Source organism: Pseudomonas sp. G3-19 (assembly GCF_054855875.1).
Genome location: NZ_JBMPIQ010000003.1, coordinates 670,058 through 683,189, shown reverse-complemented (window position 1 = coordinate 683,189; position 13,132 = coordinate 670,058). Strand labels below are relative to the sequence as shown.

Genomic DNA, 13,132 nt, shown 5'->3' with positions numbered 1-13,132 from the left:
AGCAACGCCGGGTCGTTCAACGCCTGCTTGTTGCCATTGACCCGCAATTGGTCGTCCGCGACCGCCAGCTGGATATCTTTAGCCTTCAATGTGGCCAACAGTTCGATCACGTTCACAGGACGATCTCCATTCGTTCGGTAATTGCGGCGTAGCCTGCCAAGGTCGGATGTTCGAACAGCGACCTGACATCGGCTTCCATGCCTTCCTGACGCAGCCGGCCGATCAGACTGACCGCCAGCAGCGAGTGACCACCCAGTTCAAAGAAATGATCGTGGCGCCCTACCCGCTCGACGTTGAGCAACTCGGCCCAGAGCCGTGCGAGGGTGATTTCGACGTCGCCCACCGGGGCTTCGTATTCGCGCACCGGCAATGCGGCCTGATCCGGCGCCGGCAGCGCCTTGCGGTCGAGTTTGCCGTTGGGGCTCAGCGGCAGTGCATCGAGATGCACGAACAGCGCGGGCACCATGTAGTCCGGCAGGTTTTCCAGCAGATGACTGCGCAGCACGTCGATTTCCAGGCGTGCCCCGGTGTAGTACGCCACCAGACGCTTGTCGCCGGATGCGTCTTCGCGGGCGAGCACGGCGGCTTCCTGAATGCCGTCGATCTGGGTCAGGCGTGCCTGAATCTCGCCGAGTTCGATGCGCAAGCCACGGATCTTCACCTGATCATCGTTACGGCCGAGGTATTCAATGTTGCCGTCCGGCAGGTAACGCGCGACATCGCCGGTGCGGTACATCCGCCCATTGTTCTGGAACGGATCGTTGAGGAAGCGCTCGGCGTTCAGCTCCGGGCGATTCAGATAACCGCGCGCCACCTGCACGCCACCGATGTACAACTCACCAACCACGCCGTGCGGCACCGGTTGTTGCTGGGCATCGAGGATGTACATGCGGGTGTTGGCAATCGGTTTGCCGATCGGCGTGTTGTCCGGGGTGCTTTCCAGTGGACCGGCGCAGTTCCACGCGGTCACGTCCACCGCGGCTTCGGTCGGGCCGTAAAGGTTGTGCAATTGGCTGCCCGGCAGTTGCTGTTTGAAGCGCCGCACCACACTGCCCGGCAGGGCTTCGCCGCTGCACATGACTTGCCGCAGACTGCTGCAACGTGCGGTGTCGGAGTGAGCGAGGAACACGTCGAGCATCGACGGGACAAAGTGCAGCGTGGTGATGTGTTCGCGTTCGATGATGTCGCTGAGATACAGCGGGTCCTTGTGTCCCTCGGGCCGGGCCATGACCAGTCGGGCGCCGGTCATCAGCGGCCAGAAGAACTCCCAGACCGAGACGTCGAAGCTGAACGGGGTCTTCTGCAACACCGTGTCGCTGGCGGTGAGTTGATAGGCGTCCTGCATCCACAGCAGGCGGTTGACTACCCCGCTGTGTTCGTTGATCACGCCTTTCGGTTGGCCAGTGGAACCGGAGGTGTAGATCACGTACGCGGTGTGCTGCGGGGCCAGTTCGGCTATCGCAAGATTGTCTGGCGGCAGCGCTTGCCAATGCGGCTGATCCAGGTCGATCACCGGCACGCCAACGTCACCGAGTAACGAGCGCGTCGTTCCCTGCACCAGCACCGCCAGCGGCGCGCTGTCCTCCAGCATGTAGGCCAGTCGTTCCAGCGGATACGCCGGGTCCAGTGGCACATAACCGCCGCCAGCCTTGAGGATCGCCAGCAGCCCGACCACCATGTCCAGACCGCGCTCGACGCAGATAGCCACCCGCGCATCCGGCCCTACACCCAATTCACGCAGGTGCCGCGCCAGTTGATTGGCCCGGGCGTTGAGTTCGGCGTAGCTCAGTTGCTGTTCATCAGCAACCACCGCGGGTGCCCAAGGCGAACGCGCCACTTGCGCTTCAAACAAGCCATGAATGGTCTGCTCAAGGTCGTAATCGACGTCCGTGGCATTGAGGCCGAACAGCAACTGCTGGCGCTCGGCATCCGCCAGCACCGGCAGGCGATTCAGGGCCTGCTGCGGTGTCTGCTCCAGCGCTTCGACCAGCCCCGCCAACGCCTGCTGCATGTAGCCACACACCCGCGCCGCGCCAATCTGTGAAGGGGTCATTGCCGTAAGGTCAAAGCCCTGGCCCAGGTCATCGACGTTGAAGCTCAGCGGATAGTTGGTGCGCTCCTCGCTGGACAGGTTTTCGATGCCTTGCCAGGCCAGGCGATTGGCTTGCAACTGTTCCGCGCTGACGCTGTGCCGGTAGTTGAGCATGGCGCTGAACAGCGGCGACGGCGCCGCCACCCCGCTGCAACGCTGGGCCAATGCCAGTGACGCATGTTCATGGCCGAGCAATGCGGTCAGTTGCGCATGGGTGGCGCGCACCCCGGCACGCACCGGAACATCACCCAGATCCACCCGCAGCGGCAGCGTATTGATGAACATTCCCAGACCGCGATCAGCACCGGTACCGCCCTGCATCCGCCCCAGCAGCACGGTGCCGAACACCACGCGCTCATGTCCGGAAGTCGCCGCCAATACCTGGGCAAATGCCAGATGGAACAGGCTCGCGACGCTCACGCCCAGCTGCCGCGCCTGGCTGCGCAAGCGCTGCGCCAAGACTTCCGGCACGCGCTGACGGACTTCTTCGATGTCATGGCCGTCACCGTGCACATCCAGCAGACCGAACGGCAGCGTCGGCTCATCGATCTCGCCGAGCATCGTGCGGAAGAACGCTTCATGCTCCTGCTCGCTGACGCCCAACCGGGTCTGCGCCACGTAGTTGCGATACGGCACGGCGGGGATCAGGGCTTCGCCGTGACCGAAGAGCAGCGCCTGCAGTTCCTGCTGCACCACTTCCAGCGCCGTGTGATCCATGGCGATGTGATGGAACAGCAGCATGGCGACCACTCGATCATTGGCCGGGTCTTGTGCATAGACCAGGCGAATCAACGGCGCCTGACTGAGGTCGATGCGGTAATGCCGCGCGTCGAAGCGCTCATACAACTGCGCCAGAACATCACCGGCGGCCGGGTCGAGTGCGACTTCCTGCACCGGCAGTTGAGCTTCGCGCCAGACCACTTGCACCGGCGTCGACAACCCTTCCCAGACCACTCCGCTGCGCAGAATGTCGTGACGTGTCATGACCTGGCGCAGCGCGGCGGCAAAGGCCTGCAAGCGTTCAAGGCTATCGAATGCCAGGCGCGATTGCAGCAGGTATGGATCGCCCTGCCCGGCGCTCAGGTGGTGATAAAGAATGCCTTCCTGCAACGGCGCCAGCGGATAGATGTCCTGCACGTTGGCGGCACCGCCCGGCACCGTTGCAACGATCCGCTCGATGCTCTGCTGATCCAGTTGCAGCAGGGTCAGCATGTCTGGCGTGATGTGCGTGCAACCGAGTGGAATCAGATTGACCGGCACCGCGACTTCGCGACCGCTGCCGACGGCGGCCGCCAGCGCGGCGAGGGTTGGCTGGCTGAACAGCACGCGCACGTCGGTGCTCAGGCCGAGCTGACGCATGCGCTCGATCAGGGTCACCGCCAGCAGCGAATGTCCGCCCAGTTCAAAGAAGTTGTCGTGACGACCGACCTGTTCGACTTGCAGCACCTCGGCCCAGACCTGCGCCAGCGCGGTTTCCACCGGCCCTTGCGGGGCTGCGTATTCGCGGCTGAGCCAGGCGTCCTGATCCGGTTCTGGCAAGGCCTTGCGGTCGAGTTTGCCGTTGGCGGTCAGCGGCAGCGCCTCAAGCCGCACGTAAGCTGCCGGCACCAGTGCCTGTGGCAGACGCGCTTGCAGATGCGCACGCAGCTCTTCGATATCGACCGCTGCGCGCGCAGTGAACCAGGCGATCAACCGCGCCTCGCGTACCAGCACCACCGAGTCCTGCACCGCTGGATGGCTGGACAGCGCAGCTTCGATTTCCCCCAGTTCCACCCGCACGCCGCGCAGTTTGACCTGATCGTCGTTACGCCCCAGGTACTCGATATTGCCGTCGGCCAACCAGCGCGCGAGGTCGCCGGTGCGGTACATGCGCGCCTGTGGCTCGTCACTGAACGGGTCTTCGAGGAAGCGTTCGGCGGTCAGCTCGGGACGGTTCAGATAACCACGGGCCACACCCGCGCCACCGACGTACAGCTCGCCCGCCACGCCAACCGGCACCGGACGTTGCTGTTCATCGAGCAGGTAGATCCTGGCGTTGCTGATGGGCCGGCCGATGTGCAGCAATTGCCCGGCATGGATTTGACCGGAAGTCGCAACCACCGTGGCCTCGGTCGGGCCGTAGTTGTTGATGACGTCGAACGTCTGCCCACGCGAGAACTGGCGCAACTTGTCGCCACCGATCAACAGCGTGCGCAAGGTCGGGTGACCCAACTCACGACTGAAGGCGTATTCGGCAATCGGCGTCGGCAGGAAGCTCACTTGCAACGGCTGCGCGCGCCACCAGTCGAGCAGTTCATCCAGGTGTTCGTTGCTGATCGACGGCGGCGGCAGGTGCAGGGTCGCGCCGACACACAGCGCCGGCCAGACCTCCCAGGCCATCGCGTCGAAACCGCAACCGGCGACGCTGGCGGTGTGGCTGCCGGCGCGCAGGTCGAACGCCTCACAGTGCCAGTGCACAAGGTTTTCCAGGGTTGCGTGTTCGACCATCACGCCTTTCGGCTGACCGGTCGAACCCGAGGTGTAGATCACGTAGGCCAGATGCGCCGGGGTCAGCGTTGGCAGTTGCGGATTGGTAGCCGGCAGGTGTTGCCAGAGGGCGTTGTCCAGATCGATCACCGGCACCCGGCCCAGCAACTCGCGGGTCGAGCCCTGCGCCAGCACCGCCACCGGATCGCTGTCCTGCAGCAGGTAGGCGATGCGTTCGGCCGGGTACGCCGGGTCGATTGGCACGTAACCGGCGCCGGCCTTGAGAATCGCCAGCAGCGCCACCAGCATCTGCGGGCCGCGTTGCAGGCACACGGCAATCCGGTCGTCCGGTTGCACGCCGAGGCCGAGCAAGTGATGCGCCAGGCGATTGGCCTGCTGATTGAGTTGCGCATAGGTCAGTTGCTGCGTGCCCTGCACCACCGCCAATGCCTGCGGCTGCTGCTCGGCCTGCGCTTGCACCAGCGCCTGAATCGTTGCACCGCGCGGGTAGGCTGCCGCAGTCGGGTTGAAACCGACCAGCAAGCGCTCGTATTCCTCGACCGCAAGAATCGGCAAGCGGTTGAGCGGACGTTGCGGCGCCTGTTCCAGCGCGTGCACCAGATGCTCCAGCGCGGTGTGCATGTAGCCGCAGATCCGTTGCGCGCCGATCTGCGCCAACGCCAGCACGGACAGGGAAAAGTCTTCGCCGAGATCGTCGACGCTGAGGGTCAGCGGATAGTTGCTGCGCTCTTCGCCGCCAAGCAATTGCACGCCTTCCCAGATGCCCTGACCGTCATGCGGCTGCGCTTCGGCAGCGGTATGCCGGTAGTTGAGCAGTGCGCTGAACAGCGGCGCCCCGGACACCGCGCTGCAACGCTGGGCCAGCGCCAATGGCGCGTGTTCATGGGCCAGCAACGCGGTCAGCCGTGCGTGGGTAGTCTTGACCGCAGCGCGCACGCCTTCGCTGACATCCACCCGCAGCGGCAAGGTATTGATGAACACGCCGAGGGTGCGATCCGCGCCCTCACCGCCCTGCAAACGCCCCAACAGCACCGTGCCGAACACCACGTCGCGGCGGTTGGCAAGCACGCCCAGCACCTGCGCCCAGGCCAGGTGCATCAAGCTCGCCGGACTGACACCCAACTGCCGCGCCTGTTCACGCAGACGCAGGGTCAACCCGGCATCGACGGCTTGCTGCGCCTCTTCAATGTTGCCGCCATCGCCTTGCACGTCATGCAGACCGAACGGCAAGGTCGGTTCGTCGATATCGCCGAGCATGTCGCGGAAGAACGTTTCGTGCTCCTGCTCGCTGGCGCCCAGACGCGCCTGCGCCACGTAGTTGCGGTACGGCATCGGCGTGCCGAGGCTGTCGGCCTGATTGAACATGAACGCGCGCATTTCCTGGCCCACCACCTCCATGGCGGTGTGGTCGAGAATCAAGTGCTGGAACAGGATGATCGCTACCACACGTTGTTGCGCCGGGTCTTCGGCATAGACGATACGCATCAGCGGCGCCTGACTCAGGTCGAGGCGGTTGTGCCGGGCATCGAACCGCGCGTGCAACTGTTCGAGAACGTCGCCCTGCGCCGGGTCCAGCGCCACCGCTTGCACCACCAGCGGCGCCTGACGCCAGACCACTTGCTGCGGACTCGCCAGCCCTTCCCAGACCACACTGGTGCGCAGAATGTCGTGGCGCGCGATGACCTGCTGCAAGGCTTGGCTGAACGTGCGCAGGCGCTCGACGCTGTCGAAGATCAGCCGCGATTGCAGCAGGTACGGATCGCCCTGTTCGGCGCTCAAGTGGTGATAAAGAATGCCTTCCTGCAACGGTGCCAGCGGATAGATGTCCTGCACGTTGGCAGCCCCGCCCGGCACGGTGGCGACGATGCGCTCGATGCTGGCCTGATCGAGTTCAGTCAGGCTGAGCATGTCCGGGGTGATGCGGGTGCAGCCCGACGGGATGCGATTGGCTGGCACCTCGATTTCGCGACCGCTGCCGACGGCGGCGGCGAGTGCGGCCAGGGTCGGCTGATTGAACAGCACGCGCACGTCGGCCGCAAGGTCAATCTGGCGCATGCGTTCGATCAGGCTCACCGCCAACAGCGAATGCCCGCCCAATTCGAAGAAGTTGTCGTGACGCCCGACCCGCTCGACTTTCAGCACGTCGATCCAGATCTGCGCCAGCGCGTTTTCCACGGCACCTTGTGGCGCTTCATATTCGCGGCTGAGCCATGCGCCCTGTTCCGGCTCCGGCAAGGCCTTGCGGTCGATCTTGCCGTTAGCGGTCAGCGGCAATGCGTCCAGCCGCACGTAAGCCGCCGGCAACAGCGCATCCGGCAAGCGAGCCTGTAAATGCGAGTGCAACTGTTGAATATCGACCGCCGTGCGCTCGGTGAACCAGGCAATCAGCCGTCCGTCGCGGACCAGCACCACCGCTTCCTGCAGCGCAGCGTGGCTGCCGAGCGCGGCTTCGATTTCACCGAGTTCGATACGCACGCCACGCAATTTGACCTGATCGTCGTTGCGCCCCAGGTACTCGATGTTGCCGTCGGCCAGCCAACGCGCCTGATCGCCGGTGCGGTACATGCGTGCCTGCGGCTCGTCGCTGAACGGATCGAAGAGGAACTGCGCAGCGCTCAGCTCGGGGCGATTCAGATAACCACGCGCCACGCCGGCCCCGCCAACATACAACTCGCCTGCCACACCCACAGGCACCGGGCACTGCTCAGCGTCCAGCACGTAGACTTTGGCATTGGCGATAGGGCGGCCGATATGCAACGGCTGGTCAAGCTCTACCCGCCCCGAGGTGGCGACCACCGTCGCTTCGGTCGGGCCATAGTTGTTGATCACTGCGAAGGTTTGCTGGCGACTGAACTGACGCAGTCTGTCGCCACCGATCAGCAGCGTACGCAAGGTCGGGTGCTGCAATTGCCGGCTGAACGCGAATTCGGCCACCGGCGTCGGCAAGAAGCTGACCTGCAACGGCTGCGCGCACCACCAGTCGAGCAGCTCGTCCAGATGTTCATTGCGGATCGACTGCGGCGGCAGGTGCAAGGTCGCGCCAACACACAGTGCCGGCCAGACTTCCCAGGCCATGGCATCGAAACCGAAGCCGGCGACACTCGCGGTCTGGCTGCCGGCCTCCAAATCAAAGGCTTCAGCGTGCCAGTACACAAGGTTTTCCAGGGTCGCATGCTCGACCATCACCCCTTTCGGTTGACCGGTGGAGCCGGAGGTGTAGATCACGTAAGCCAGATGGTTCGGGGTTAATGCCGGCACCTGCGGATTGGCATCCGACAGGTGCTGCCAGAGGTCGTTGTCCAGATCGATGACCGGCACGCCACCGAGCAGATCGCGAGTCGACGCCTGCGCCACCACCGCCACCGGGGCGCAGTCCTGCAACAGATAGGCGATGCGTTCCGGCGGATACGCCGGATCGACCGGCACATAACCGGCGCCGGCTTTGAGGATCGCCAGCAGCGCCACCAGCATGTCCGGGCTGCGCCGGGCGCACAGGGCGACCCGGTCATCGGGCTGCACGCCAAGGCCGATCAGGTGATGCGCCAGGCGATTGGCCCGCTGATTGAGTTCGCCATAGCGCAACTGCTGCGCACCTTGCACCGCCGCCAAAGCCTCGGGGTGCGCGGCGGCCTGGGCCTCGACCAAATGCTGCACGGTTTGCGCCGGCGGGTAGTCGCGACCGCTGATGTTAAAGCCGACCAGGACCCGCTGGCGTTCACTCGGTGACAGCACCGAGATCTGCCGCAGCGACGTTGCTGGCGAGTGCTCCAGAGCGGTCAGCAAGTTGTGCAGCGCGGTTTGCAGGTAATCGCAGACCCGCGCGCCATCCACTTGCGGCACCGCTTGCACGCTCAGGCGGAAACCGGTGCCGAGGTCGTCGACGCTGACCACCAGCGGATAGTTGCTGCGCTCGCGCGAGCTGAGAATCTCGATCCCGTCCCAGGCCACGCCTGTCGGTTCCGCCGCGCTGTGGCGATAGTTGAGCAAGCTGCTGAACAGCGGCAGCGACGCGGCAACACCGCTGCAACGCTGGGCCAGCGACAGCGAGGCCTGCTCATGCGCCAGCAGTTGCGCCAGACGCTCATGAGTAGCGCGCACGCCTTGCTCTACCGAGGTAGCGCCAACACTGACCCGCAACGGCAAGGTGTTGATGAACATGCCGAGTGCGCGATCGGCGCCCTCGCCACCCTGCATGCGCCCGAGCAGCACGGTGCCGAACACCACCTCTTCGCGCCCCGAAACCTGCGCCAGCACCTGGCCCCAGGCCTGGTGCACCAGACTGGCGGCGCTGATGCCGAGGCGGCGCGCCTGCTCGCGCAAGCGCTGGGCCACGCTCGAATCCAGCGCCTGCTCGCTGTCGACGATGCTGCTGCCGTCGCCATGTACGTCCTGCACACCGAAGGCCACGGTCGGCTCGTCGATGTCGCCGAGCATGTCGCGGAAGAACGCTTCATGCGCCTCGGCATTGGCCTGTTGCTGCGCCTGCGCCACGTAGTTGCGGTACTGCACCGGCATCGGCATCGGCAAATCGGCGCCGCTCGGGTACAGGCTGTCGTTCATTTCCGCCAGCAACACTTCCAGTGCGGTGTGGTCGAGGACGATATGGTGCAGCAACAGGATGCCGACCCAGCGCTGTTGTTCACGGTCTTCGGTGTAGGCCAGACGCATCAGCGGCGCCCGGCGCAGGTCGAGGCGGTAGTGCCGCGGATCGAAACGTGCCTGCATCTGCTCCAGCACATCGCCCTCCAGCAAGTCGGCATCGACCCGTTCCAGCGCCAGCGGCGCCTCGCGCCAGACCACTTGCACCGGCTCTTCAAGGCTTTCCCAGACCACGCTGGTGCGCAGAATATCGTGGCGCTCGATCACCGCATTCAACGCACGGACGAAGGCCTTGATCTGCGCCAGACCGGCGAAGGCGAATTGCGCCTGCAGCACGTAGGGGTCACCGGCGCTGGTCGCCAGATGGTGATAGAGAATCCCCGCCTGCAACGGTGCCAGACCATAGATGTCCTGCACATTGGCAACGCCGCCGGGCACAGTGGCGACCACACGGTCGATGGCCGCCTGATCCAGCGTGGCCAGCGGCAACATGTCCGGGGTGATGCGCGTGCAATCGGCAGCAATCAGATTGTCCGCCACCCGCAGGGCGTGACTGTGACTCAAGGTCGCCGCCAGCGCCGCGACGCTTGGCTGACCGAACAGCACGCGCACGTCGCACTGCAAGTCGTGCTGGCGCATGCGCTCGATCAGTTTCACCGCCAACAGCGAATGGCCGCCGAGTTCGAAGAAATTGTCATGCCGCCCGACCTGCTCGACACCGAGCAGGGTCTGCCAAATCCCGGCAATTAGGGTTTCGACTTCCCCCACTGGCGCTTCGAAACCGCGCCGGGCAAACGCATCGCTGTCCGGTTGCGGCAAGGCTTTGCGATCAAGCTTGCCGTTGGTGGTCAGCGGTATGGCGTCGAGGCGCACAAAGGCGCTCGGCACCATGTAGTCGGCCAGCGACAGCAGCAACTCGTCGCGCAATTGCGCGGCGCTCGGCTCAATGCCTGCTGCGGCCAGCCAGTAGGCCACCAGACGCTTGTCACCGGGGCTGTCTTCGCGGGCAATCACCAGCGCTTCACGCACACCGGCGCAGGCGGCGAGGCGAGCTTCGATTTCACCGAGTTCGATGCGAAAACCACGGATCTTCACTTGATCGTCGTTGCGACCGAGGTATTCGAGGCTGCCATCGGCGGTCCAGCGCGCCAGGTCACCGGTCTTGTACAGACGCGCCTCGGCACGGCCGCTGAACGGGTCGGCAATAAAGCGCTCGGCGGTCAGCGTCTCGCGGTTGAGGTAGCCGCGGGCAACCCCGGCGCCACCGACGTATAACTCGCCGATCACGCCGGCAGGCACCGGTTCGCGCTGCGCGTCTAGCACGTACAGTTGCAGGTCGGGAATGCCCACACCGATCGGGCTGCGCCCGACCAGTAGCGAGTCCGCTGCCTCCAGTGGCCGATAGGTCACGTGCACCGTGGTTTCGGTGATGCCGTACATGTTCACCAACCGTGTACCGGCATTGCCGACCCGCGCGTACCACGGTTTGAGCAGGCCCGGCTCCAGGGCTTCGCCGCCGAAAATCACTTCGCGCAACGAGTGCTGCAACGGGCTGCGGCCCTGCGCCGCGATCAACTGGCGGAAGGCGCTCGGGGTCTGATTGAGTACGGTCACGCCGCTACGGCACAGCAATGCGTAGCAGTCGTCCGGCGAGCGGCTGACGGCCTGCGGCACCAGCAACAATTGTCCGCCGAACGCCAGTGCACCCCAGATTTCCCACACCGAGAAGTCGAAAGCGAAGGAATGGAACAGCGCCCACACGTCCTGCGGGTTGAAGTTGAACCAGTCGTGGGTCGCCGAAAACAGTCGCACCACGTTGCGGTGTTCGACCATCACGCCTTTGGGCAACCCGGTGGAACCGGAGGTGTAGATCACGTAGGCGAGATGATTTGGGGTCAGCTCGGGAATCTGCGGATTGCTGCTGAGTTCAGCCTGCAACTGCAGGCTGTCCAGATCGATGATCGGCACGCCAAGCGCGCCAACCCGATCCAGCGTATCGGCCTGGGTCAGCACCGCCACCGGGGCGCTGTCCTCCAGGGTGTAAGCGATGCGCTCCAGTGGATAGGCCGGGTCGATCGGCACGTAACCGGCGCCGGCCTTGAGGATACCAAGCAGGCCGATGATCATCTGCGGGCCGCGCTCGACGCAGATCGCCACGCGCTGATCCGGACGAATCCCCCGCGCCAGCAGGTGATGCGCAAGCTGATTGGCGCGGCGGTTGAGCTCGCCGTAGCTCAGCGTCTGCTCTTCGAACAGCAGCGCTGCGGCCTCCGGGCGTGCCGCCGCGTGGGCTTCGAATTGCTGATGGATCAAAGGGGTTTCCGGGAACTGCGGCAACGGCGAGTTGACCCCGTGCAGCAGGTATTCGCGCTCGGCCGCCGGCAGAGTATTCAGGCGTTGCAGCGGTGCATCCGGGGTCGATTGCAAGGCCTGCAGCAGGCTGTGCAACGCGGTGTGCAGGTAAGCGGCGATGCGTTCGGCACCCAGCGCCGCATCCGCCAGCGCGGTGATGCGCAAGTCTTCGCCGAGGTCGTCGATGTTGATCGTCAGCGGGTAGTTGGTGCGCTCGCGGGCGCCCAGCACTTGCACGCCGGGGGCCAGTTCGCTGACCTCGGCGATCTCTTCACTGCTGCTGTGGCGATAGTTGAGGATCGCGCTGAACAACGGCGTCGGCACCGCCACTGCGCTGCAACGCTGGGCCAGGGCCAGTGAGGTCTGTTCATGGCCGAGCAACGCGGTCAGGCGTCGATGGGTGGCCAGCACCCCGGCACGCACGCCGTCCTGCCCGACATCCACGCGCAGCGGCAATGTGTTGATGAACATCCCCAGCGCCTGTTCGCCGCCCTCGCCCGCCTCCATCCGCCCCAGCAGCACAGTGCCGAACACCACAGCCGTGCGCCCGGACAACTGGCCGAGCACCCGCGCCAGCGCCAGGTGCATCAGGCTCGCCACACTGACGCCGAGCTGACGTGCCTGGCCGCGCAGTTGCCGGCTGAAATCGGTGTCGAGCATCAGCAAGGCTTCTTCGATGCCTTGGCCATCGCCCTGCACATCCTGCAGACCACAGGGCAAGGTCGGCTCGTCGATGTCGGCGAGCATCTCGCGGAAAAACCCTTCATGGGATTTTTCGTCCAGGCCCATGCGCGCCTTGGCCAGGTGATCACGGTACGGCACCGGCGGCCCGACCTGCGCGGTCTGGCCCAGCAGATGCGCGCGGGTTTCACGGCGCACCACGTCGAGCGCGACGTGGTCCATGATCAGGTGATGAAACAGCAACAGCGCGACCACGCGCCCGTTGGCCGGATCCATGGCGTACACCAGACGCAGCAGCGGCGCCTGCCGGATGTCGAGGCGGAAGAACCGTGGGTCGTGGCGCTCCAGCAGTTGCGTCAGGACATCCGAGCCCGGGTCGAGGGCGATTTCTTCGCAGTGCAGACGAGCCTGCCGCTGCACCACTTGCAGCGGTTCGTCCAGGCGTTCCCAGACGAACGAGGTGCGCAGAATGTCGTGGCGTTCGATCATCCATTGCAGCGCCTCGGCGAAGGCTTCGAGATGTTCGCGGCTGTCGAAGGCGAATCGCGCTTGCGACACGTACGGGTCGCCGGCGGGCGCCGACAGGTGCAGATAGAGCATGCCTTCCTGCAGCGGCGCCAGCGGGTAAATGTCCTGCAGGTTGGCGGCGCCGCCGGGTACTTTGGCGACCAGGCGATCGATGGTCGGCTGATCCAGAGTCACCAGCGGCAGCATGTCCGGGGTGATGCGAAACGCCGGGCTCAGCCAGTCGCCACCGTTTTGCGCGACCAGTTCCAGCAACTGCGCCTTGTGTTCGCTGAGGCTGTCCCACAACGCATCGTCCAGCGCGTCGTCGCTGCCCAGAATGACCAGGTCTTCATCTTCCTGTTGAAGGCGGATCGCATGGGTGGAAAGAACAGCCATCAGTTCGCTGAAATGCAT

Annotated in this window: 2 protein-coding genes (1 of these 2 only partly in view); both read right to left on the bottom strand. The window is 64.8% G+C overall.

Annotated features, from left to right (window positions below; all coding sequences use genetic code 11):
* Positions 1-116 carry the 5' end (the start) of a non-ribosomal peptide synthase/polyketide synthase gene (locus ACOYXI_RS03110; RefSeq protein WP_461674288.1) on the bottom strand. It extends 17,728 nt beyond the left edge of the window, so only the first 116 of its 17,844 coding nucleotides appear in the window; its start codon is at positions 114-116; its stop codon lies beyond the left edge, outside the window.
* Positions 113-13,132, bottom strand: coding sequence for an amino acid adenylation domain-containing protein (locus ACOYXI_RS03105; RefSeq protein ID WP_461674287.1), 13,020 nt, complete (start codon positions 13,130-13,132; stop codon positions 113-115). Before ACOYXI_RS03105 ends, ACOYXI_RS03110 begins: the two co-directional genes overlap by 4 nt.

What these genes read in the sequence shown, in the direction of transcription:
- ACOYXI_RS03105 (WP_461674287.1), bottom strand. Translation starts at nt 13,132, where the DNA reads ATGCATTTCAGCGAACTGATGGCTGTTCTTTCCACCCATGCGATCCGC.